Raw genomic sequence first — 21,940 nt, 5'->3', positions numbered from 1 at the left:
GTGGACGATCTCGCGCGCCGCTACGAGCTGTTCGGGCAGGTGGAGGCGATCGGGTACCGTCCGCTCACCGAGGGGATCACCCGCGACACCACCATGCTGGGGCGCATCGCCGCGCTGCCCGAGGCCAAGCAACAGCCCAACCTGCTGTTCGCCGCCGTCCGCTATCTGGGCGGCCCCACCGCCTCCTATCCCGCGTTCGCGGCGTTCGTCGCCGGACGCTGGCCCGAGGTGCGCGCGACCATGCTGGCCCGCTCCACGCAGACCAACGAGGCGGCCAGGTGCGCCGTGCTGCTGCCCGCGCTCGGCCTGCTGGACGGCCCGCTCGCGCTGGTCGAGGTGGGCGCGTCGGCCGGGCTGTGCCTCTACCCCGACCGGTACGGCTACCGCTACACCCTGCCCGGCGGGCGCGAGCACCTGGTGGGCCCACCCGAGGGCGCGTTCACGTGCGCGGTCGACGGGCCCGCGCCGCTGCCCGGCCGGACGCCCGAGGTGGTCTGGCGGGCCGGTGTCGACCTCAACCCGCTCGACGTGCGCGATCCCGACACGGTGGCCTGGCTGCGGGCGCTGATCTGGCCATGGCAGCCCGAACGGCTGGCCCACCTGGAGCGGGCGATCGCCGTCGCCGAACGGGAGCCGCCCCCGCTGGTGCGCGGCGACCTCAACGACACCGTCGAGGAGCTGGTGGCGGCCGCGCCGCAGGGGGCCACGGTCGTCGTCTACCACACCGCGGTCATGCCGTACCTGAGCCAGGCCGAGCGGGAGCGGTTCGCCACGACCGTGCGCGGGCTGCCGTGCCACTGGCTGGCCAACGAGGGGCCGGCCCGGATGCCGTGGGCGCGCATGCCGCAGCCGCCGCCCTCCGGCAGGGCGGTGATGGTGCTGGTCCTGGACGGCAGGCCGCTGGCCTACGCGGGCCCGCACGGGCAGTCGCTCAGCTGGTTCGCCTGATGGCGGCGGCGTAGGACTCGGCCTCCTCGTCGGAGGCGTACTTCACGCGCGGCCAGAAGAAGCCGCGCAGGCCGTCCTGCCTGTTGCGCGGCACGATGTGGACGTGCAGGTGCGGGACGCTCTGGCTGACGCGGTTGTTCATCGCCACGAACGTGCCGGCCGCCTCCAGCCCCTTCTCGACCGCGCCCGCCAGGTGCTGGACGCGCTCGAAGAAGGGCCCCACGTCGGGCAGGTCGGTCAGCGTCTCCACGTGCTCGCGCGGCACGACCAGCAGGTGGCCCTTGAAGACCGGCCTGGCGTCGAGGAAGGAGACCGCCACCTCGTCGGAGGAGACGACGAAGGCGGCCCGCTCCCCCGCGACGATCTCGCAGAACGGACAGCTCACCAGCCGACCCTAACCGTTCCCTTCAGCAGCTCCCGCGCGATCACCATGCGCTGCACGTCGTTGGTGCCCTCGCCGATCGCCATCAGCGGGGCGTCGCGGTAGAGGCGTTCGAGGACGAACTCCTGCGAGTAGCCGTACCCGCCGTGCACGCGCATCGCCTCCATCGTCACCCGCAGGGCCACCTCGGAGGCGAAGTACTTGGCCATCGCGGCCTCGGCCTTCCCCGAGCTGGCGGCCGCCCAGTAGGTCATCAGCCTGGCCGCCTGGATGTCGGTGGCCATGTCGGCGAGCTTGAGCTGGATGGCCTGGAAGTCGCCGATCGGCCTGCCGAAGGCCTCCCGCTGCCCCGCGTAGGCGAGCGCGGCGTCGAAGGCGCACTGGGCGACGCCGACCGCGCGGGCGGCGATGTTGACCCTGCCGAGCTCCAGCGCCGACAGCGCCTGCTGCATGCCGCGCCCCTCGACGCCGCCGAGCAGCTGGTCCTGGTGCACGCGCACGTCCTGCAGGGTGATCTCACAGGTCTCGGTGCCCTTGTAGCCGAGCTTGGGCAGGTCGCGGCTGACTGTGTAGCCGGGCGTGCCCGCCTCGACCAGCAGCATCGACATGCCCTTGTGGGCGGGCGTCTGCACCGAGGTCTTCACCAGGACGGGCATCGGGTCGGCGTGGCGGGCGTTGGTGATCCACGTCTTGGCGCCGTTGATCACGTAGTGGTCGCCGTCGCGGACCGCGCGGGTGGTGATCCCCTGCAGGTCGGTGCCGGCCCCCGGCTCCGTCAACGCGATCCCGGTACGGCGGGCGCCGCTGGCCAGGCCGGGCAGGTAGCGGTCCTTCTGGTCCTGCGTGCCGTACCGGTCGATCATCCACGTCGACAGCGAGTGGGAGCCGAGCACGCCCGCCACGCCCATCCAGCCGCGCGCGATCTCCTCGAAGACCAGCGCATAGGAGACGCGGTCGAGGTCGAGCCCTCCGTAGCGGGCGGGGATCGTCATGCCGAACAGGCCGAGCTCCCTGAACCGCTCGACGATCTCCGCCGGGTAGCGGCCGGAGCGCTCCCATTCGGCGGCGACGGGCACGATCTCCTTGTCGACGAACTCTCTCAGGGTGGCGCGGAACAGCTGCTGGTCCTCGTCGAGCTCGAAGTCCATCACATGGGTCCGTTCTTCGCGGTCGGGAAGTAGCCCTTGTCGTGCGGCGCGTCCCGCTTGTAGACCATGACGGTCCGCCGCCATGACATGACCTCGTCGCCGTCCTGGTTGAGGCCGCGGGTGGCGCAGGTGACGATGCCCGCGTAGGGGCGCGACTTCGACTCGCGCTTGTCCAGCACCTTCGACTCGGCGTAGAGGGTGTCGCCGATGAACACCGGGTGGGTGAGCCTGATCTCCTCCCAGCCGAGGTTCATCATCGCGGTCTGGCTGACGTCGATCACCGAGAGGCCGAGCACGATCGCCACGGACAGGCCGGAGTTCACGATGACCTTCCCGGCCGGGGCGCCCGCGGCGAAGTGCGCGTTGAAGTGGTTCTGGTTGGTGTTCATCGTCAGCAGCGTGAACCAGGTGTTGTCGGCCTCGCTGATCGTGCGGCCGAGCGGATGCTGGTAGACGTCGCCGACGACGAAGTCCTCGTAGTACCGGCCCAGGCCGGGTTGGTGCACCGTCACCTGGGCAATCTACGATTAGAACTTTCTTCGGTCAACGAACGTCGTCCAGCTCGACTGGTTGGGGGCGCTCCACTCGGTCGGCGCGCTCATCGGCCCGAAGAACGCCTCCAGGTTGCCAGGCACCTCGCCGACCTTGGCGCCCCTGCAGTGGTAGACCAGCGCGCCGGGCCGCTGGGCCATCTCCATCCACGGCAGCCATGGTGAGACCCTGCACCACGACAGCGTGTTCGGCACCGAGGGGGCCTCGCCGTCCAGGTCGGCGGCTGGGGCGAAGAACTGGAACAGCTCCATCGCCCGGTAGGTGTCGCTGAAGGAGTTGCCGGGGTGGTCGGCCACCTTCAGCGGCGAGGGGTAGGCCAGCAGGATGTCGGTGTTGAACACGACCGTGCCGCCCAGCCTGGTGGTCGGCACGGTGAAGCCGCGCAGCCGCTGGTTGACGGGGTCGTTGTAGACGTGCTGGACGTCGACCCGCCGCCCGGTGAACGGGTTGTCCCACGTGTCGAGGGGGTCGCGCGAGGCGGGGTCGAGGTAGGCGGCGGCCTCCCTGGTCAGCAGCTCCCAGCCGCCGTCGCTCTCCACCGCCCTGGCCACGTTGACGCCCTCGAAGCCGAACAGGTGGCGCGGCCCGTCGTCGAGGAGGTAGGCGTAGACGTCGCCGGTCCACCAGGTCACCGTCTCCGCCCCGTCGGCGCTGGCCCGCACCCGCATGAACTCTCGGAGATCGCTCATGCGCGGCACCCTACTGCACGGTGATCGTGAAGATCGCCTCTCCCCGACCGGTGATCTCCACGCGGGTGCTGCCCGGATGCTTGGCGTTGAAGACGAAGTAGGAGCGGCCGTCGGCGTGCTCCTCGCTGATGAAGGAGGCCACCTTGGCGTCGGGCACCTGCTTCAGGTCCCACTCGCCGTCCGACAGCGAGACCGAGAACCGCTGCCCCTTGGCCACCTCGACCGCGGTGGTCGCCCCCGGAGCGCCCTCGACGACCTCGCCGAGGTCGCTGACCGCGCCACCGCCACCACATCCGGTCAGGCCGAGCGCCAGGATCACGGCCACCGCCGCACGACGAATCACCGCGGCAGCGTATCGGGCCCCGGCGGCCGTCTCGCAACCGCGTCGGGTCCGGCCTCGACGGGGCGCTCGGCGCATGCCTACTTCCTGCCCCGCTTCATCAGGCGGCGGGCGATGAGCAGCGCCACGGCTCCCGCCGCCGCGATGAGCAGTTTCGGCCGGTGCCCGGCCTGCGCGCCTCTGACGCTGGTCTCGTTGACTGCGGCCCCGACAGGGGTGCCGGGATTGCCGCTGGCGTTCCCCTCTCCCGGCCAGCCGGCCACCCGCTTGCCCAGGGGGGTCTCACTGTCGTGCGCGCTCGCGCTCGCCTCGGCCATGGCCCGATCGTCGGGAATGGGACCCTCGGGCACGAACTCCTCGTGCGGCCTGCGCGCCTCCGCCGCGGCCTCCGCGTTCTCGACCGCACCCTCCCTGGTCGGCGGGACGTTGATGGACTCGTGGTCGGTGGGCATGCCCACCGTGGCCCTGCGCGCGCCCACGTCGCCCGCGTGCGCCTCGCTGAAGCCCGGATCGGACTCGGTCATCGTCGTGCCCTCTCTTTCACCACGTCACGATCGCCGCTTCCGGGATCGGCGGCTTCGCCTGTTTGACCTGGTTTCTACCGATCAGACCAAGAATGGCGGCAAACAGGAGTAATGCGCCGGTCACGATTCCGGACGCCGTATGGCGACTACCCGCACCGCGACGGGGAAACCTCAGCGCTTGGCGACCTTCAGCAGCGCGTCGAGCACCCCGAGCACCGAGGACTTCGGCACCTCGCACCACGGGGCGGCAGGCGCGGGACGCTCGCACCACGGCTGGGGCGGGCGCGGTGTTTCGCACCATGAGCCGGGACGTTTCATGCTTCCTGTCTACCACCGATGAGGTGTGTCAGCGCGGCCACTCCTCTGTAGGGGTCGGTACGGCCCGCGACCTCCTCACACTCGAGCAGCGCGTCAAGGTCGCCGGGCGGACCGGCGAGATCGGGGCAGGTGTCGGTGAAGACGCGCACGCCGTACCACTGGACGACCTCCAGGCCCCGCGCCGACATCGCCGCGGTGAGATCGGCGCGGCGGTCGGCCCGCGCGCGCACGCCCAGCCTGTTGGTGTAGCCGTCGGCGGTGAACGCCTCGCGGGCGGCCCGCCAGTCGCCCGCCAGGCCAGGACGCATGGCCAGCGCGTCGCCGTTGCGCACCAGCAGCGACAGCAGCCCGCCCGGCCTGACCAGCCGGGCCAGGTCGGTGAGCAGCGACCCGGGGTCGTCGAAGTACATCAGCACTCCGTGGCAGAGCACCACGTCGAACGAGGCGGGCTCGAACAGCGACGACAGCTCGGCGAGGTCGGCGTGGACGGCCCTGATCCGCCCTGGCGGCAGCAGGTCGAGCAGGTCGCGTGAGGCGTCGACGCCGGTGACGTCGTGGCCGCGTTCGGCCAGGCGCAGCGCCTGCGTGCCCTGGCCGCAGCCCGCGTCGAGCACCGTGGCGCGCTCGCCGGGCAGGTGCGCGTCGAGCTGCCTGGACACCACCTCCTGCCGCACGACGTTGCGCAGCCCGACAAGGCCGTCGCGCCACCTGTCCTCCGCACCGCTGAACCCCACGGGCACCGAGCGTAGCTCGGCGGGAGAAATCGCCGAGGAACCGAAGTGAAACTCACCGTCACCACACTCTGTGCACGCCTGTTCCACGTGAAAGGGATGTCCATGCACGTCGTCATATTGGCCGGTGGCAAGGGGGTGCGGCTGCGGCCGTACACCTCGGCGCTGCCCAAGCCGCTGGTGCCGATCGGCGAGGAGTACGCGATCCTCGACATCATCCTGCGCCAGCTCGCCGCGCAGGGGTTCACCGGCGTCACGCTGGCCGTCGGCCACCTGTCGCCGCTGATCAGGGCCTTCGTCGGGGACGGCAGCAGATGGGACCTCGCCGTCGACTACACCGAGGAGGCCTCGCCGCTGTCGACGATCGGGCCGCTGTTCTCGATCAGGGACCGGCTGCCCGAGCACTTCCTGGTCATGAACGGCGACGTGCTGACCACCCTGAACTACGCCGACCTGCTGCGCCACCACACCCTGTCCGCGGCGCCGCTGACGGTGGCCACGGCCCCGCGCGTCGTCAAGATCGACTTCGGGGTGCTGGAGGCCGCGGGCGGGCACATAACGGGCTTCAGGGAGAAGCCGCTGCTCAGCTACCTGGTCAGCATGGGCGTCTACGCCCTGTCACGCGGCTGCATCGAGGGCTACCCCGCGGGGATGTCTTTCGGCTTCGACGACCTGGTGCTCGACCTGCTGGCACACCAGCGGCCGCCCGCGGTCTTCGAGTTCGACGGCTACTGGCTCGACATCGGCCGCCCCGACGACTACGACGAGGCCAACGCCCGCTTCGAGGAGATCAGGCCGCTGCTGCTGCCGGAGCCGGAGCGGGCGCGGTGAGGGTGCTGCTGCTGGGCGCCTCGGGGTTCCTCGGCCGCCAGGTGCGGGTCCTGCTGGAGCACGACCCGAGGGTCGGGGAGGTGGTCTGCGCGGGGCGGGCCCGGCTCGACCTGCTCACCGCCGACGTTCCGGCCGTCGCGGAGCTGCTGTCGTCGGTACGGCCCGGCGCCGTGCTGAATTGCATGGGGCGGATGACGGGCGGGCCCGACGAGCTGCTGCGCGGCAACGCCGGGGTGGTGGCGATGCTCGTGGAGGCGATGGGCGCGGTCGTGCCCTCCGCCAGGCTGGTACGGCTCGGCTCGGCGGCCGAGTACGGGCCCACGCCGTACGGGCGGTCCGCACGCGAGGAGGACGAGGCCAGGCCGGTCACCGCCTACGGGGTGAGCCACCTGGCGGGCACGGGCCTGGTCACCTCGGGAGCGGTGGACGGTGTGTCGCTGCGCGTCTTCAACCCGGTGGGGCCCGGCCTCTCCCAGACGAACGTGCTGGGACGGGCGGCCCGCCTGCTGCGCGCGGCCAGACAAGAGGGCGGGGACGACATCACGCTGGGGCCGCTGGACGCCGTGCGCGACTTCGTCGACGTGCGTGACGTCGCCGCTGCCGTGGTGGCCGCGACGTTCGCCGACCTGGGCGCCGACCTGGGCGCCGACCTGGGCGGGGAGCGGGTGTTCAACGTGGGGTCGGGACGGGCGGTGACCGTACGCGAGGCCGTGCGGCTGCTGGCCGCCGCGATGGGCTTCACCGGCGGGATCCACGAGGTCGCGGCGGGCTCGGACCGGTCGGGGGCGGCGCCGTGGAGCCGGGCCGACATCACGCGCGCCGGCAAGGTGCTCGGCTGGCGGCCCGTCCACGGCCTGGCCGAGTCGGTCGCGGCCATGATAGAAGGCCCGGTAGAAGGCCCGGTGGGCGGCCCGGCGGAGGAGAGGTGAGACCAGCTGTCGCCGCCTTCGCCCTGCTGGTGGCGACGACCGGCTGCTTGCCCGCCTCCGGCACGCAGGGGCTGGCCGGGGTCACCTCGTTCACCTACGCGCTGACCGGATATCCGGACGGCAGGCTGGACACGGTCGCCGCCGGGCCGCACGAGCTGGCCATCGTCGACCTCTCTCGTGATGCCACCGTGCCCGGCTACTTCACCGCCGCCGAGATCGCCGCGGTGCGGGAGAGCGGCAAGAAGGTGCTCGCCTACTTCGAGATCGGCTCGATGGAGGAGTTCAGGACGGAGTACGCGAGCCTGCCCCCCGAGCTGAAGCTGAACGTGTGGCCCGACTGGCCCGACGAGCATTTCGTCAAATATTGGGATCCGTGGTGGTGGGAGCGGGTCATCAGGCCCAGGGTTGATCAGGCGGTGAAGGCCGGGTTCGACGGGGTCTACCTTGACACGCCGCTGGCGTACGAGGAGATCGACCTGGCCCGCGTGCCGGGAGAGACCCGCCACAGCCTCGGCAGGAAGATGACCGACCTGATCGTCCGGATCAGCGCCTACGCCAAGGCGGCCAGGCCCGGCTTCCTGATCGTGCCGCAGAACTCGCCCGAGCTGCGCCACCACCCCGGCTACGTCGGTGCGATCGACGGCATCGGCATGGAGGAGCTGTTCTTCATAGCCACGGACACCAAGTGCGCCGAGGACTGGTGCGCGGAGAACCTCGCCGGGGCCGCCGCGCTGCGCGCCAGGGGCAAGGCCGTCCTGGCCACCGACTACGCCACCACCCCCGCCAACCGCCGTGCCGCCTGCCAGGCCTATCGCAGGCACGGGTTCGCGGGCAACGTCACCACGGTCGACCTGGACGTGGTGAGTCCACCCTGTGAAGGAAAGGAGTGACGATGCCGCAGACCGTCGGCGTTGTCGGCATGGGATACGTGGGCCTGACGCTCACCGCCGCGCTGGCCCGCAAGGGGTTCGTGGTCCACGGCGTGGACGCCAACCCCACCGTGGTCGAGGAGCTGTCCCACGGACGGGTCCACGTGTTCGAGCCGGGGGTGCAGGAGGTCTTCGACGAGCACCTCGGCACCCGCGTCCATATCAGCGCCGTGCTGCCGGACCGGCCGCTGGACGCGGTGATCCTGTGCGTCTCCACCCCCGTCGACCTCAGCACGGGCACGCCCCGCCTGGACCACCTGGCCGCCGCGGCGCAGGCGTGCGGGCGGCAGCGGCTTGTCGTGGTGCGCTCCACGGTCCCGATCGGCACCAGCCGCGCCGTCGTGCTGCCCCGGCTGGCCGAGGGCACCCGGCTGGTGATGGCGCCCGAACGGACCATCCAAGGGCAGGCGCTGCGCGAGCTGGTGGAGCTGCCCCAGGTGATCGGCGGGCTCGACCAGGACAGCCTGGAGGCGGGCATCGCGCTGTTCGAGGGGCTGGCCGACCAGATCGTCCCCGTCTCCAGCCTGGAGGCGGCCGAGATGGTCAAACTCGCCAACAACTGCCACACCGACCTGATCTACGCCTACGGCAACGAGCTCGCCCTCATCGCCGAGCAGCACCGGCTCGACCCGCTGGAGGTCATCCACGCGGCCAACCTCGACTACCCCCGCCCCGACCTGGCCAAGCCCGGCTACGTCGGCGGCGGCTGCCTGACCAAGGACCCCTACCTCATGCAGTCCTGCGCCACGACCTCCCTGGTCGGCCACGCCCGCGCGCTCAACGAACGCCTGCCGTCGCACGTCGCCGAACGCCTGGTCGCCCTGGTCAGGGAGACCTTCGGCGAGACGGACGGCCGCACGCTGGCGGTGCTCGGCTGGGCCTACAAGGGCTGGCCCGCCACCGACGACATGCGCGGCACACCCGTCGAGGACATGGTGCCGATCTTCACGCGGGCCGGGCTCACCGTCCTCGGCCACGACCCGCTGGTGAGCGACGAGGTCATCACCAGGTACGGCGGGCGGCCCGTCAGCCTCGACAAGGCCTTCGCCGAGGCCGACGCCATGCTGATCGTCAACGACCACCCCGACTACCGGGGCATGGAGGTCGGCGACACCCCGATCAGGGTGCTGTTCGACTCCTGGCGCATCCTCGACGCCGACCGGATCACCGGTCGCGGCATCCGCTACGCGGGGATCGGATACACGCGATGAGAACCCTTCTGCTCGGCGGCGCCGGCTTCATCGGGCTCCACCTGGCCAGGCGGCTGCTGGCCGACGGCCACGCCGTCACCGTCGTCGACGACTTCTCCCGGGGCAGGCGCGACCGGGATCTGGAGGGGATGCCGCTGGACGTGCGCGACGGCGACCTGACCGACCCGCGCACCTACCGGGCGCTGGAGCACGGCTGGGACCAGATCTTCATGCTGGCCGCCGTCGTCGGCGTCCGCAACGTCGAGCGCGACCCCTCGCGGGTGCTGCGCGTCAACACGCTGGCCCTCATGCACCTGCTCGACTGGATCGAGCGGGACGAGCCGCTGTTCTTCGCCTCCACCAGTGAGGCGTACGCGGGCGGCGTCAGCGCGGGGCTCGTGCCCGTGCCCACTCCCGAGAGTGTCCCGCTGGTGATCGAGGACGTGGCTTCGCCGCGCTTCTCCTATGCGATCAGCAAGCTGCACGGCGAGGCGGCAGTCCTGCACGGCGCGCACGCCGTCGTGGGCCGCTTCCACAACGTGTACGGGCCCAGGATGGGCGCCGACCACGTGATCCCTGAGCTCTCCCTGCGCGCCATGCGCGGTGAGAACCCGTTCACGCTGTACGGCAGTGAGCAGAGCCGCGCCTTCTGCTACGTCGACGACGCGGTGGAGGCGATGGTGCGGCTGATGGCCACGCCCGCGGCGTTCGGCCGGATCGTGCACATCGGCGACGACACGGAGGAGACGAACATCGCCGACCTGGCCAAGCTCGTCCTGCGGATCGCGGGCAGTGTCGGGGGCAGTGTCGCGGGCAGGGACCCGGTCATCGACCCGGTCCCGGCCCCCGCCGGCTCGGTGGCCCGCCGCTGCCCCGACCTGTCGCTGCTGCGGCGGCTGACGGGGTTCGAGCCCCGCGTGTCCCTGGAGGAGGGCGTGCGCCGCACCTTCGACTGGTACCGGCGCTCAGCTGTCGCAGCTGTCGTGGAAATCTGACGGCACCATCACCCGCAGCCCGTTGGGCACGACGCGGAGCCTGATCGGGGTGCGCAGCCGTACCTCGCCGTCGACGTCGGCCGCCATCGCCGGCTCGGTCTCCAGCAGCATCTCGCGGCCCATCAGGAACGGCCCGCCCGCGAGGTTCCGCCACCTGCCGGTGATGGCGCGGGCCAGGGTCTCGCCGAGCAGGCGCAGCTTCTTGCCGGAGCCGAGCTGGTAGGCCACCAGCATGCCGTTGTCGATGCTGATGTCGCGGGCGACCTGCCAGCCGCCGTGGAAGCGGCCGTTGGCGATGTTGAGCTGGTCGGTGAGCAGTTCGTGGCGCTTGCCGTCGACGGTGAGGATGGCGCGGAAGGGCTTGTGCCCCGGGATGATCGTCAGGGCGGTCAGCGGGTAGGCGGGGCGGCCGAGGATGCGCTTGAGCCACGGCTTGACCGTGCCGGCGACCTCGACGGAGACGCCGAAGCTGGCCAGGTTGGCGAACGGCCGGTCCTCGGCCATGCCCAGGTCGATGTCGGCGACCTTGCCGGTGTCGAAGACGCGGATGGCTCCGGCCAGGTCGAGCGGCAGGCCGAGGCTGCGGGCGAAGTTGTTGGTGGTGCCGAGCGGCAGCACGCCCAGGGCGACGTCGCGGTGCGCGACGTGGCGCACGGCCGACGACAGCGTGCCGTCGCCGCCGCCGACGACGAGCAGGTCGGGCTTGGTCTCCAGCGCCCTGTCGAGGTGGGCGCGCAGCCGCTTGGGGTTGACGACGGAGTACTCCGCCAAAGGCTCGAAGCCCAGGGCGTGGATCTGGTCCAGCACCTCGAAGTAGTGGCGGCGGCCACGCCGGGAACGCGTGTTGATCACCACGGCGATCCTGCGGTCCCTGCGGATGGCCTCGGTGTGCTCGGCCTTGCTGCGGAGCTCGGTCATGGATGACATGGTAGGGCCGCCGCGACACCGGCCCCGGCGGGCGGTGCCTCAGAAAAGGTGTCAGAAAAGGCTCAGAACAGCAGCAGCACGGCGACGACCACGCCTGCGAGGGCGGCGCCGTAACACAGGACCGCGATGACCAGGTCGAACCTGGCGATGCCGAGGACCTCCTCGCTGGTGAACCTGATCCGGTGGGCGGCGTGGAACAGGCACAGCAGGACGACCGCGACCAGCGCCAGCCGTACCGGAAGGGGGGCGAGGAGGGCGGCGAGGTCGGCCTGGCTCGGCCAGTCGAGCACGCCCAGCGGCATGAGCACCCCGAACAGCAGCACCAGCACCGGCAGCAGCAGCGCGGCCACCACGCCGCCGCCGCTGAACAGCAGCCACAGGTACGGCTCGGGCGTGCGCCTCATCGCAGCACCGCCCAGGCCAGGACGGCGGAGACCAGCAGCCACATGGTGTGGTTGCCGCCCTGGATCATGAAGGCGGGCACCCGCCAGCCGTCCAGCCTGACGACCGTGGCCTTGGGCGCCAGGTTGAGGAAGGTGACGGTATGGAAGGCGGTGGCGGCCAGCGCGACGACGTTGATCGCGATCATCCACGGCCGGGCGGCCAGGGCGGTGAACTCCTGGAGCGTGCCGCCGGTCACGGCGGCGATCAGCAGCAGCAGGTAGGCGATCGTCCAGGCGACGAAGAGGCTGGTCAGCTCCCTGGCGACGAAGAGCGCGTAGGCCCGCGAGCGCAGGAACCACACCCGGTCGCGGGGCGGCCGGTAGGCCCCGGCGGTCATCTCCTGCTCCTACTCCTGCTCCATGGCAGCACCGACCGCATGGCCGCGGTGACCTTGTAGCGCTGGATCGCCTCGGCGGGGTCGACGTGCTTGGGGCAGACCTTCGTGCACTCGCCCACGAACGTGCAGCCCCACACCCCCTCGTCAGTGCTGAGCAGGTCGAGCCGGTCGCCCTGGTCGCGCGAGTCGAGGTTGTAGCGCTGGGCCAGCGCGATCGCGGCCGGCCCGAGGAAGTCGGGGTTGAGCACGTAGACGGGACAGGCCGAGTAGCACAGCAGGCAGTTGATGCACATCGAGTACTGCTTGTAGGCCTCGAGCTGGTCGGGCGTCTGGGCGTACTCGGCGGTCAGCGGCAGTTCCTCGCCCTCCCTGACCAGCCACGGCCGCACGTGGGAGAGCTTGGCGAGGAAGTCGTCGATCTCCACGACGAGGTCGCGGATGACGGGGAAGCCCTTGAGCGGCTCGATCCTGACCGGTCCCCCGCCGAACTCCGACAGGAACGTGCCGCAGGTGAGCCTGGGCCTGCCGTTGACGGTCATGCCGCAGGAACCGCACACACCCATCCGGCACGACCACCGGAACGACAGCGTGCCGTCCAGCTGGTCCTTGACGTAGTTGAGGCCGTCGAGGATCGCCCAGTCCTCGCTCATCGGCACGTCGAAGGACTCGAAGACGGGCTCGCTGTCCTGTTCGGGGCGGTAGCGGCTGATCTCCAGCCTGATCGTCGGCGTGCCCTGCCCGTCGGCGGCCGCCTCGTTCACCCTGGCGCTCATCGGCCTCCCTTCCGTCTCGCCGCTTCGGCCTCGCGTCTCAGTCACGGCCGTACACCCTCTCTCCCGGAGGCCAGCGGGTGAGGGTGACGGGCAGCAGGCCGACCGAAGGGACGCCGGTCGGCGCGCGGTGGACCAGCGAGTGGGCCAGGAACCGCGCGTCGTCGCGGGCGGGGAAGTCGAGCCGCTGGTGCGCGCCCCTGGACTCGGTCCTGTTGAGCGCGCACGCCACGACCGTCTCGGCGACGTCCAGCATCGCGTTCAGCTCCAGCAGCGAGATCAGCTCGGTGTTGAACGTCGTGCTGTGGTCGTCGACCCGCGCGTCCGTCGCGCGTTCGCGCAGCGACGCCAGCGTCTCCACGGCCTTGGCGAGCGTGTCGCCGGTGCGGTAGATGCCCGCCGCGCCCTCCAGCGTGTGCTGCATCTCCTCGCGCAGGTCGGCGATCCTCGGCCCGGTGTCATCGCCATCCAGCAGGCGCCGCAGCCGCCGCCGCTCGTCCTCCCCCTGGCTGTGGACGGCACGCGCCTCCTCGCCCGGGTGCGCTGTGGCGAACCTGGCCGCCGCCACTCCGGCCCTCGCGCCGAAGACGAGGATCTCGGGCAGGGAGTTGGAGCCGAGCCGGTTGGCCCCGTTGATGCTCACGCACGCCGTCTCCCCCGCGGCGAACAGCCCCGCGATCGGGGTCGCCCCGTCGAGGTCGGTGTGGACGCCGCCCATCATGTAGTGGACGACGGGCCGCACGGGGATCAGGTCGGTGGCCGGGTCGAGGTTCTGGTAGCTCCTGCACAGCTCCCTGACGAACGGGATCCGCGTGTCGATCTTCGCCTCGCCGAGGTGGCGCAGGTCGAGGTAGACGACGGGGCCGTAGGGGGTCTCGACCGTGCGGCCCTTGTTCTGCTCGGCGACGAAGGCCTGCGACAGGCGGTCGCGGGGGCCGAGCTCCATGCTGCGCAGCTTCGGCGTGTCGGTGGGCTGTCCGAGATCGTAGTCCTGCAGGTAGCGGTAGCTGTCCTTGTTGATGAGCCAGCCGCCCTCCGCGCGGGCCGCCTCGGTGATGAGGATGCCGGTGAACGGCAGGCCCGTCGGGTGGTACTGGACGAACTCCATGTCCTTCAGCGGCGCGCCGGCCTGGTAGGCCAGGGACATGCCGTCGCCCGTCTTGATCGCCGCGTTGGTGGTGAAGGGGAAGACGCGCCCGCACCCGCCGGTGGCCAGGATGACCGTCCTGGCGGCGATGGCCTCGACCCTGCCCGTCCTGATCTCGATGGCGACGACGCCGTGGACGCGGCCGTCGTCGACGATGAGCTGGGAGACGTACCACTCGTCGTACCTGGCGATCTCCCGATATTTCAGGGTGGTCTGGAAGAGGGTGTGGAGCAGGTGGAAGCCGGTCTTGTCGGCGGCGTACCAGGTGCGCATGCGCTTCATGCCGCCGAACGGCCTGACCGCCACCCGCCCGTCGCCCTCCCTGCTCCACGGGCAGCCCCAGTGCTCCAGCCGGATCAGCTCGCGCGGCGCCTCGGCGACGAACGCCTCGACCGCGTCCTGGTCGCACAGCCAGTCGCCACCCGAGATGGTGTCGTAGGCGTGCTCGTCGAGGGTGTCGCCGACGCCGATCACCGCCGCCGCGCCGCCCTCGGCCGAGACCGTGTGGCTGCGCATGGGGTAGACCTTCGACACGACCGCCACCGTCAACGAGGGGTCGGTCTCGGCGACCGCGATCGCCGCCCGCAGCCCGGCCCCGCCTCCCCCGACAATGAGCACGTCGATCATGTGTCAGCTCCCGTGGTCGGGTTCGTCCTGCTCTCTGACGGGCTTGCCGTCGTGGCGGACCGCGGTCAGGTGGATGCTGCCGTCGTGGTACTCGTGGCGGATCCTGCGGCATCCGCAGTCGAAGTACTGGTCCTTGATCAACAGGCCGTAGCCGTCGTCGTCGATCAGCCGTTCACCGCCGGTCTTCCTGCCGCAGGGGGCGGTCTCCGGGCTGAAGGGAGTACGTGTACCGGTCATCGCCGATCTCCCTGAATTGGCGAAACGTCGCTTTCCACGTAAGCACCGGACGGGCGTTTCGCAAAGCCCCGATCCGGTACGGCGTGGCACATCATGTGGGGGCGCCGGGCCCGCCTTCCCTGGGCGCCTGGTGGCCTTCCTGTGTGGGTTCTGCCGGAATCTGGGCGGGTTCGGGTTCGTCGATCTGGCGGGTCTGCGCGGCCACGCGGGGGTAGTGCAGGTCGAAGGCGGGTCGTTCGGAGCGGATCTGCGGGATGCTCACGAAGTTGTGCCGGGGCGGCGGGCAGGAGGTCGCCCATTCGAGCGAGCAGCCGAACCCCCAGGGGTCGTCGACCGTCACCTTGGGCGCCCTGCGCGCGGTCTTCCAGATGTTGTAGAGGAACGGCAGAGTGGAGATCCCGAGCAGGAAGGCGCCCACCGACGAGATGACGTTAAGGGTGGTGAAGCCGTCGCCGGCGCTGTAGTCGGCGTAGCGCCGGGGGAGGCCCAGCATGCCCAGCCAGTGCTGGACCAGGAACGTGGTGTGGAAGCCGACGAACAGCGACCAGAAGTGCACCTTGCCGAGCCGGTCGTCGAGCATCCGGCCGGTCATCTTCGGCCACCAGAAGTAGAAGCCGGAGAACATCGCGAACACGACCGTGCCGAACACCACGTAGTGGAAGTGCGCGACGACGAAGTAGGTGTCGCTGATGTGGAAATCGAGCGGCGGCGAGGCGAGGATGACGCCGGTCAGGCCGCCGAGCAGGAACGTGACGAGGAAGCCGACCGCGAACAGCATCGGCGTCTCGAAGCTCAGGTGGCCCCGCCACATCGTGCCGATCCAGTTGAAGAACTTCACGCCCGTGGGTATGGCGATGAGGAAGGTCATGAACGAGAAGAACGGCAGCAGCACCTGGCCGGTCGGGAACATGTGGTGGGCCCACACGGTCATGGACAGGCCGGCGATGGCGATCGTCGCCCCGACCAGGCCGATGTAGCCGAAGATGGGCTTGCGGCTGAAGACCGGGATGACCTCGGTGATGATGCCGAAGAACGGCAGCGCGATGATGTAGACCTCGGGATGGCCGAAGAACCAGAACAGGTGCTGCCACAGCATCGCGCCACCGGTCTCGGGGGCGAAGATGTGGGTGCCGAGCTTGCGGTCGGCCTCCAGGGCGAGCAGCGCGGCGGCCAGCACAGGGAAGGCCATCAGCACGAGCATGCTGGTCAGCAGCGTGTTCCAGGTGAACAGCGGCATCCTGAACATCGTCATGCCGGGCGCGCGCATGCCGATGATCGTGCTGATGAAGTTGACCGAGCCGAGGATGGTGCCGAGCCCCGACAGCGCGAGACCCATGATCCACAGGTCGCCGCCGATGCTCGGCGAGTACGTCGCGGTCGACAGCATCGTGTAGGCGGTCCAGCCGAAGTCGGCCGCGCCGCCGGGCGTGACGAACCCGGCCAGCACGATGATGCCGCCGAACAGGAACAGCCAGTACGCCACGGCGTTCAGCCGGGGGAAGGCGACGTCGGGGGCGCCGATCTGCAGCGGCATGATGACGTTGGCGAACCCGGCGAACAGCGGGGTGGCGAACAGCAGCAGCATGATCGTGCCGTGCATGGTGAACAGGGAGTTGTACTGCTGCTGGGTGACGAACTCCAGGCCGGGCTGGGCCAGCTCGGCGCGGATGATCATGGCCATGATGCCGGCGATGATGAAGAAGACGAACGAGGTGATCAGGTAGAGGTATCCGATGACCTTGTGGTCGGTCGTCGACATCCACGCGGCGATGACGGTGCCCGTGCGGCGGCGTCTGACCTGCTGCATCGAGGTCTCGCGTACGGTCGTCACAGCTGCTCCCCTCCACGCGGAGTACTGCCCCGATCACTCCATTTGACGCCAATGCCCGCCGTACCGGAAGCCCCCACCGCGGGTCACGGAAAAAGATCTCAGTGGGACTCCCTGCCGACCTCGTGACCGCTCGACCCGACCAGGAAGTCGAGGTCGGCCCCCTGGTCGGCCTGCAGGACGTGGTCGATGTACAACCGCTGCCACCCCCTGGCCGGGTTGGCGAAGCCGGTGGTGACCGGCTCCCGCCGGGCCAGCTCCCGCTGCGGGAGGTCGACGTCCAGCCGCCTGGCGGGCACGTCGAGCACGATCGGGTCGCCGGTGCGCACCAGCGCCAGCGGCCCGCCGACGGCCGCCTCGGGCGCGGTGTGCAGGACGACGGTGCCGTAGGCGGTGCCGCTCATCCTGGCGTCGCTGACGCGGACCATGTCCCGCACCCCCTTGGCCAGCAGTTTGGCAGGCAGCGGCAGGTTGCCGACCTCGGGCATGCCGGGGTAGCCGCGCGGCCCGCACCCACGCAGGATCAGCACGCTGGTCTCGTCGACGTCGAGGTCCGGTGAGTCGAGCCGCTCGCGCAGGTCCTCGACGCTGTCGAAGACGACCGCCCGGCCCCGGTGCGTGAGGAGTTCGGGCGAGGCGGCGGCGGGTTTGATGACCGCGCCGCGCGGCGCGAGGTTGCCGCGCAGGACGGCGATACCGGCCTCCGGCAGCAGCGGCGAGGACCGGCGTCTGATGACGGCCTCGTCCCAGATCTCCGCCTCTTCCAGGTACGAGACGAGCGGCCGTCCCGTCACCGTCATCGCGGACGGGTCGAGCAGGTCGGCCACCTCCTTCAGTACGGCCAGGAGCCCGCCCGCCCTGAACAGGTCGTCCATCAGGTGGCGTCCGGCGGGCTGCAGGTCGGCCAGCAGCGGCACCCCCGCGCCGATGCGGTCGAAGTCGTCCAGCGCGAGGTCGACGCCGAGCCGTCCGGCGATGGCCAGCAGGTGCACGACCGCGTTCGTCGAGCCGCCGATCGCGGCCAGGGCGACGATCGCGTTGCGGAACGAGGCGCGGGTCATCACCTGGCTCGGCGTCCTGTCCGCGGCGACCATGGCGACCGCGAGGCGGCCCGTCTCGTGCGCCCGTTCCAGGAGCCTGCTGTCGGCCGCGGGGGTGCCGGCCGTACCGGGGATGGTCATGCCGAGCGCCTCGGCCAGGCACGCCATCGTGGAGGCGGTGCCCATCGTGTTGCAGTGGCCCCTGCTGCGGATCATCGCCGACTCCGAGCGCAGGAACGCCTCCTGGGACAGGGTGCCCGCCCGCACCTCCTCGCTGAGCCGCCAGACGTCGGTGCCGCACCCGAGCGGGACGCCGCGGAAGTGCCCGGTCAGCATGGGCCCGCCGGGTACGACGACGGCGGGCAGGCCGACGGAGGCGGCGGCCATCAGCAGCGAGGGAATGGTCTTGTCGCAGCCGCCGAGCAGGACCACGCCGTCGACGGGGTTGGCGCGCAGCATCTCCTCCGTGGCCATGGCGGCCAGGTTGCGCCACAGCATCGCGGTCGGCCTGAGGTTCGTCTCGCCGAGCGACATGGCCGGCAGGTTCAGCGGGACGCCGCCCGCCTCCCACACGCCCTGCTTGACGCTGGTGGCGATCTCGTCGAGGTGGATGTTGCACGGGGTGAGGTCGGAGGCGGTGTTGGCGATCGCGATGTGCGGCTTGCCGCCCTCGAAGGCCTCGCGGGGCAGGCCGCGGCGCATCCAGGCGCGGTGGATGTAGGCGTTGCGATCGGTTCCCTCGTACCAGTGCGAGCTACGCATGCGCTTCTTCCATCAACCGGAACACTGATCTAACATTCGGAACGTGATCGACCCTAACTCCGAAACGCCGCGAGGAGAAGACCGGCTCGTCGGCGCCGACCGGGTGCTCGTCGTGCTGCGGGTGCTGGCCGAACGGCCCGAGGGCATCGGGCTGGAGGAGATGGCCAAGGCCGTCGACAGCCCCAAGCCGACCGTGCACAGGGCCCTGGCCGCGCTGCGCCGCGCCGGGTTCGCCGTGCAGGACGGCAGGGGTCGCTACCTGCTGGGCGACGAGTTCCTCCGGCTGGCCTTCACCCATCACGAGGCCAGGCCCGACCACATCAGGGTCCGCCCCGCGCTGGAACGGCTGGCCGCCAGGTTCGGGGAGACCGCCCACTACGCGGTGCTCGACGGGCGCGAGGTGGTCTACCGGGCGAAGGTCGATCCGCCGTCGGGGCCCGTGCGGCTCACCTCCACGGTCGGCGGGCGCAACCCCGCCCACAGCACCGGCGTCGGCAAGCTGCTGCTGGCCTGGGCGCTGCCCGACGACGCGGCGGTGGCGGCGTGGGCGCGCCAGGCCCCGCTGGAGCGCCTTACCCCGCGAACCAAGGCGAGTGTCGAAGAGCTGTGCGCGGAGCTGGCGACGGTGCGCGAGCGCGGCTGCGCCGTCGACGACCAGGAGAACGAGGAGGGCGTCAACTGCGTGGCCGTCCCCGTCTTCCTGACCTCCGCCACCACGCCGAGCGGCGCGGTGAGCGTGAGCGCGCTGGCCTACCGCACCAGCCTGGCCTCCCTGGTGGAGGCGCTGCCCGAGATCCACGCCATCGTGAAGGAGCTGCGATGATCGCCGACTCGCTGTCCACCGAGACCTACGCGCTGGCCGAGGGGCCGCTGTGGGATCCCGTGGGTGAGCGGCTGCTCTGGGTCGACATCCCGACCGGCCGGATCCTGGAGGGCGAGCTGCGCGACGGCCAGCTGCGGGTGGTCAGGACGCACACCCTGCCGGGCACCGTGGGCGCGGTCGCGCCCGCCGCCGACGGCTCGCTCGTGGTCGCGGCGCAGTACGGCTTCGCGACGATCGGTTCGCGGACCGCCAACGGGCCGAGGGTGCTGCCCGAAGGGGCGGTGAGCAGGTTCAACGACGGCCGGTGCGATCCGGCCGGGCGCTTTTTGGCCGGCAGCCTGGCCAAGGACGAGCGGCGGGGGCAGGAACGGCTCTACCGGCTGGAGCTCGACGGCACGGTGAGCGTGCTGGCCGACGGGCTGACCATCTCCAACGGGCTCGGCTGGTCGCCCGACGGCCGGACGCTGTACCACGTGGACAGCATCCCTGGCGTGGTGTGGGCGCAGCCGTACGACGTCGAGAGCGGACGGGTCGGGCCGCGCGCGGTGATCCTCGAGGTGAGCGACGGGGTGCCCGACGGGATGGCGGTGGACGTCGAGGGCAACCTCTGGATCGCCGTCTGGGGCGCGGGCGAGGTGCGCCGCTACACGCCCGGCGGGCGGCTGCTCGACACGGTGAAGGTCGCCTCGCCGAAGACCTCCAGCGCGGCCTTCGTCGGCTCGGCCCTGGTCATCACGACCGCCGGAGGCGGGCTGTTCGCGGCCGACGTCGGCGTCACCGGCCTGCCCGCGACGCCGTACCAAGGCCCGGCCGACCTCGAGCAGGTCGCGGCGAGGTGAGGGCCTTCGCGTTGCTCGGCCCACGCGAGGCGGTCGTGCGGGAGGTCGAGCCGCCCGTCGCGGGCCCCGGCCAGGTCGTGGTGGACGTCGAGCGGGTCGGGCTGTGCGGCACGGACGTGGAGTTCTACACCGGCGAGATGGCCTACCTGAAGCAGGGCCACGCGAGCTATCCGATCAGGCTCGGTCACGAGTGGTGCGGCACGGTCGCCTCCGTCGGCGACGGCGTCGACGCCGCGTGGCGGGGCCGTCGGGTCACGGGCGACACGATGCTCGGCTGCGGCCGCTGCGCCAGGTGTCTGGGCGGGCGCCACCACGTGTGCGAGGACCGCTTCGAGATCGGCATCAGGGGCGGCTGGCCCGGCGCGCTGGCCGAGCAGCTGCTGGTGCCCGCTACCGCGCTGCTCGCCCTTCCCGACGAGGTCGGCCCCACGGCGGGCGCGCTCGTCGAGCCGGGCGGCAACGCGCTGCGCGCGGCCATGGCGACGGGCGCACGGCCGGGCATGAGGGTGCTGGTCTGGGGTCCTGGCACGATCGGACGGCTGGCCGCCGCGTTCGCCAGGGCGGCCGGCGCGGAGGTCCACCTGGCCGGGCTGACGGCCGGGGAGGGCGTGTGGAGCGCCGAGGAGCTGCCGGACCTGCCGTACGAGGCGATCATCGACGCGACGAACGCGGCGACGGTGCCGAAGGCCGCGCTCGACCTGGTCGAGCCGGGCGGCAGGGTGGTCTACATCGGGCTGGCCGCCACGCCGAGCGCGATCGACACCAGGCGGCTCGTGCTGAAGGACGTGACGGCGGTCGGCGTCCTCGGCGGCTCACAGGGGTTGCGCGGCGCCGTCGAGCACTACAGGTCGGGCGCGGTGGACCCCGAACCGCTGGTGGCCGCTACGGTCCCGCTGGAACGGGCGGGCGACGTGCTCGCGGGGTGGCGGCCACCGGGCGCGGGGCCGGGGCCGAAGATCCACGTCAACCCCGCGCTCCCGCCGGGTCCTACAGTTTGACCATGGGCAAGTCGACGCAGCCACGCAGGGCCGACGCCGAGCGCAACATCGCCGCGATCCTGGCCACGGCCACGCGCCTGCTGGTCGCCGACCCCGGCGTGAGCGTGGCCGAGATCGCCAAGGCGGCGGGCGTCGGCAGGGTCACGCTCTACGGCCACTTCCCCTCCAGGGAGTCGCTCGTCGACGCCGTCCTGCGCGAGGCCGTCGACCGCGCCGAGCTCGCACTGTCGGGCCTCGACCTGGACGGTGTGCCCGCCGTCCAGGCCATGGACAGGCTCATCGGCTCCTCGTGGGAGATCCTCGACCGGCACAGCCGCCTGTTCGTCGCCGCCGACCGGGCGCTGCCGGCCGAGCGCATCCGCGAACGGCACGACAGACCGCTGGCCAGGGTCGAGCAACTGATCGCGCGCGGCATGGACGAGGGCGCCTTCCGCACCGACCTGCCGCTGTCGTGGCTGGTCAGCACGTTCTTCGGGCTGCTGCACAACGCGGCGGGCGAGATCGAGGCCGGCCGCCTGCCGCGTGAGCAGGCGGCCGAGGTGCTGACCAGGACGCTCCGCTCGGTCCTCGCCGCCTGACCTCCGACTGGACATACCCGCCCTCCGTATGCTTGCCTCATAACTCGAACACTACTGTACGAGTTATTGAGAGGGGT

Annotated in this window: 26 protein-coding genes; 10 read left to right on the top strand and 16 right to left on the bottom strand. The window is 71.2% G+C overall.

What is annotated here, in order from left to right; translation table 11 throughout:
* Positions 1 to 948: a DUF2332 domain-containing protein gene (locus ACFXJ8_RS13240; RefSeq protein WP_379644107.1), complete on the top strand. Its 948-nt coding sequence runs from the start codon at positions 1 to 3 to the stop codon at positions 946 to 948.
* On the opposite strand, the gene ACFXJ8_RS13235 is transcribed toward ACFXJ8_RS13240, so the two are convergent.
* The 8 genes from ACFXJ8_RS13235 to ACFXJ8_RS13200 form a co-directional block, all read right to left on the bottom strand.
* Positions 932 to 1,333 carry an HIT family protein gene (locus ACFXJ8_RS13235; protein ID WP_379644106.1) on the bottom strand — a complete coding sequence of 134 codons (402 nt, stop codon included), beginning with the start codon at positions 1,331 to 1,333 and terminating at the stop codon, positions 932 to 934. The two genes, ACFXJ8_RS13240 and ACFXJ8_RS13235, sit on opposite strands and share 17 nt — an antisense overlap.
* Entirely contained in the window at positions 1,330 to 2,478 is a 1,149-nt protein-coding gene (locus ACFXJ8_RS13230; protein ID WP_379644105.1) for an acyl-CoA dehydrogenase family protein, read from the bottom strand. Before ACFXJ8_RS13230 ends, ACFXJ8_RS13235 begins: the two co-directional genes overlap by 4 nt.
* Positions 2,478 to 2,990 (bottom strand): MaoC family dehydratase, encoded by a 513-nt coding sequence (locus tag ACFXJ8_RS13225; protein ID WP_379644104.1) that lies wholly within the window; start codon positions 2,988 to 2,990, stop codon positions 2,478 to 2,480. Before ACFXJ8_RS13225 ends, ACFXJ8_RS13230 begins: the two co-directional genes overlap by 1 nt.
* Positions 2,991 to 3,005: 15 nt before the next feature.
* Complete coding sequence (locus tag ACFXJ8_RS13220; protein ID WP_379644103.1) at positions 3,006 to 3,719, bottom strand: DUF1838 family protein; 714 nt, start codon at positions 3,717 to 3,719, stop codon at positions 3,006 to 3,008.
* Between the two features lie 10 nt (positions 3,720 to 3,729).
* Positions 3,730 to 4,062, bottom strand: a complete 333-nt coding sequence (locus tag ACFXJ8_RS13215; protein WP_379644102.1) for a hypothetical protein — start codon at positions 4,060 to 4,062, stop codon at positions 3,730 to 3,732.
* Between the two features lie 77 nt (positions 4,063 to 4,139).
* Entirely contained in the window at positions 4,140 to 4,583 is a 444-nt protein-coding gene (locus tag ACFXJ8_RS13210; RefSeq protein WP_379644101.1) for a hypothetical protein, read from the bottom strand.
* A 171-nt stretch (positions 4,584 to 4,754) separates the two neighbouring features.
* Complete coding sequence (locus ACFXJ8_RS13205) at positions 4,755 to 4,901, bottom strand: hypothetical protein (RefSeq protein ID WP_379644100.1); 147 nt, start codon at positions 4,899 to 4,901, stop codon at positions 4,755 to 4,757.
* Complete coding sequence (locus ACFXJ8_RS13200) at positions 4,898 to 5,635, bottom strand: class I SAM-dependent methyltransferase (RefSeq protein WP_379644099.1); 738 nt, start codon at positions 5,633 to 5,635, stop codon at positions 4,898 to 4,900. The genes ACFXJ8_RS13205 and ACFXJ8_RS13200 overlap by 4 nt, the downstream gene beginning before the upstream one ends.
* A gap of 102 nt (positions 5,636 to 5,737) precedes the next feature.
* Between ACFXJ8_RS13200 and ACFXJ8_RS13195 the strand changes: the two genes are divergently transcribed.
* Genes ACFXJ8_RS13195 through ACFXJ8_RS13175 form a run of 5 tightly spaced genes read left to right on the top strand, consistent with a single transcriptional unit; the run spans position 5,738 to position 10,506 of the window.
* On the top strand, positions 5,738 to 6,463 hold the full coding sequence (locus ACFXJ8_RS13195; protein ID WP_379644098.1) for a sugar phosphate nucleotidyltransferase: 726 nt from the start codon (positions 5,738 to 5,740) through the stop codon (positions 6,461 to 6,463).
* Positions 6,460 to 7,392 (top strand): NAD-dependent epimerase/dehydratase family protein, encoded by a 933-nt coding sequence (locus ACFXJ8_RS13190; protein WP_379644097.1) that lies wholly within the window; start codon positions 6,460 to 6,462, stop codon positions 7,390 to 7,392. Before ACFXJ8_RS13195 ends, ACFXJ8_RS13190 begins: the two co-directional genes overlap by 4 nt.
* Entirely contained in the window at positions 7,389 to 8,282 is an 894-nt protein-coding gene (locus ACFXJ8_RS13185) for an endo alpha-1,4 polygalactosaminidase (RefSeq protein WP_379644096.1), read from the top strand. Before ACFXJ8_RS13190 ends, ACFXJ8_RS13185 begins: the two co-directional genes overlap by 4 nt.
* A 2-nt stretch (positions 8,283 to 8,284) precedes the next feature.
* Entirely contained in the window at positions 8,285 to 9,532 is a 1,248-nt protein-coding gene (locus ACFXJ8_RS13180) for a nucleotide sugar dehydrogenase (protein WP_379644095.1), read from the top strand.
* Positions 9,529 to 10,506 carry an NAD-dependent epimerase/dehydratase family protein gene (locus ACFXJ8_RS13175; RefSeq protein ID WP_379644094.1) on the top strand — a complete coding sequence of 326 codons (978 nt, stop codon included), beginning with the start codon at positions 9,529 to 9,531 and terminating at the stop codon, positions 10,504 to 10,506. The genes ACFXJ8_RS13180 and ACFXJ8_RS13175 overlap by 4 nt, the downstream gene beginning before the upstream one ends.
* Here the strand turns inward: ACFXJ8_RS13175 and ACFXJ8_RS13170 are convergent.
* The 8 genes from ACFXJ8_RS13170 to ACFXJ8_RS13135 all read right to left on the bottom strand — a co-directional run bounded on the left by ACFXJ8_RS13170 (position 10,477) and on the right by ACFXJ8_RS13135 (position 18,625).
* Entirely contained in the window at positions 10,477 to 11,424 is a 948-nt protein-coding gene (locus ACFXJ8_RS13170; RefSeq protein WP_379644093.1) for a diacylglycerol/lipid kinase family protein, read from the bottom strand. The two genes, ACFXJ8_RS13175 and ACFXJ8_RS13170, sit on opposite strands and share 30 nt — an antisense overlap.
* Before the next feature lie 71 nt (positions 11,425 to 11,495).
* The gene (gene frdD, locus ACFXJ8_RS13165) at positions 11,496 to 11,837 is read right to left on the bottom strand and encodes a fumarate reductase subunit FrdD (protein ID WP_379644092.1); all 342 of its coding nucleotides are present in this window, start codon (positions 11,835 to 11,837) and stop codon (positions 11,496 to 11,498) included.
* Positions 11,834 to 12,214, bottom strand: coding sequence for a hypothetical protein (locus ACFXJ8_RS13160; protein WP_379644091.1), 381 nt, complete (start codon positions 12,212 to 12,214; stop codon positions 11,834 to 11,836). Before ACFXJ8_RS13160 ends, frdD begins: the two co-directional genes overlap by 4 nt.
* Complete coding sequence (gene sdhB, locus ACFXJ8_RS13155; RefSeq protein WP_379644090.1) at positions 12,211 to 12,987, bottom strand: succinate dehydrogenase iron-sulfur subunit; 777 nt, start codon at positions 12,985 to 12,987, stop codon at positions 12,211 to 12,213. The genes ACFXJ8_RS13160 and sdhB overlap by 4 nt, the downstream gene beginning before the upstream one ends.
* A 37-nt stretch (positions 12,988 to 13,024) precedes the next feature.
* Positions 13,025 to 14,758: a fumarate reductase (quinol) flavoprotein subunit gene (gene frdA, locus ACFXJ8_RS13150; protein WP_379644089.1), complete on the bottom strand. Its 1,734-nt coding sequence runs from the start codon at positions 14,756 to 14,758 to the stop codon at positions 13,025 to 13,027.
* 3 nt (positions 14,759 to 14,761) lie between these two features.
* Entirely contained in the window at positions 14,762 to 14,995 is a 234-nt protein-coding gene (locus ACFXJ8_RS13145; protein WP_379644088.1) for a hypothetical protein, read from the bottom strand.
* A 91-nt stretch (positions 14,996 to 15,086) separates the two neighbouring features.
* The gene (gene ctaD, locus ACFXJ8_RS13140; protein WP_379644268.1) at positions 15,087 to 16,802 is read right to left on the bottom strand and encodes a cytochrome c oxidase subunit I; all 1,716 of its coding nucleotides are present in this window, start codon (positions 16,800 to 16,802) and stop codon (positions 15,087 to 15,089) included.
* Between the two features lie 122 nt (positions 16,803 to 16,924).
* Complete coding sequence (locus tag ACFXJ8_RS13135; RefSeq protein WP_379644087.1) at positions 16,925 to 18,625, bottom strand: IlvD/Edd family dehydratase; 1,701 nt, start codon at positions 18,623 to 18,625, stop codon at positions 16,925 to 16,927.
* Between the two features lie 43 nt (positions 18,626 to 18,668).
* On the opposite strand from ACFXJ8_RS13135, the gene ACFXJ8_RS13130 reads away from it, so the two are divergent.
* Genes ACFXJ8_RS13130 through ACFXJ8_RS13115 form a run of 4 tightly spaced genes read left to right on the top strand, consistent with a single transcriptional unit; the run spans position 18,669 to position 21,863 of the window.
* Positions 18,669 to 19,448 carry an IclR family transcriptional regulator gene (locus ACFXJ8_RS13130; protein ID WP_379644086.1) on the top strand — a complete coding sequence of 260 codons (780 nt, stop codon included), beginning with the start codon at positions 18,669 to 18,671 and terminating at the stop codon, positions 19,446 to 19,448.
* Complete coding sequence (locus ACFXJ8_RS13125) at positions 19,445 to 20,287, top strand: SMP-30/gluconolactonase/LRE family protein (protein ID WP_379644085.1); 843 nt, start codon at positions 19,445 to 19,447, stop codon at positions 20,285 to 20,287. The genes ACFXJ8_RS13130 and ACFXJ8_RS13125 overlap by 4 nt, the downstream gene beginning before the upstream one ends.
* Positions 20,284 to 21,285 carry a zinc-binding dehydrogenase gene (locus ACFXJ8_RS13120; protein ID WP_379644084.1) on the top strand — a complete coding sequence of 334 codons (1,002 nt, stop codon included), beginning with the start codon at positions 20,284 to 20,286 and terminating at the stop codon, positions 21,283 to 21,285. The genes ACFXJ8_RS13125 and ACFXJ8_RS13120 overlap by 4 nt, the downstream gene beginning before the upstream one ends.
* Positions 21,286 to 21,287: 2 nt before the next feature.
* Positions 21,288 to 21,863 (top strand): TetR/AcrR family transcriptional regulator, encoded by a 576-nt coding sequence (locus ACFXJ8_RS13115; protein WP_379644083.1) that lies wholly within the window; start codon positions 21,288 to 21,290, stop codon positions 21,861 to 21,863.
* Positions 21,864 to 21,940 lie beyond the last annotated feature (77 nt).

Source organism: Nonomuraea sp. NPDC059194, assembly GCF_042754765.1.
Taxonomy (GTDB): domain Bacteria; phylum Actinomycetota; class Actinomycetes; order Streptosporangiales; family Streptosporangiaceae; genus Nonomuraea.
Note: the sequence above shows the minus strand (reverse complement) of the source record. Positions and strands in the feature narration are given on the sequence as shown.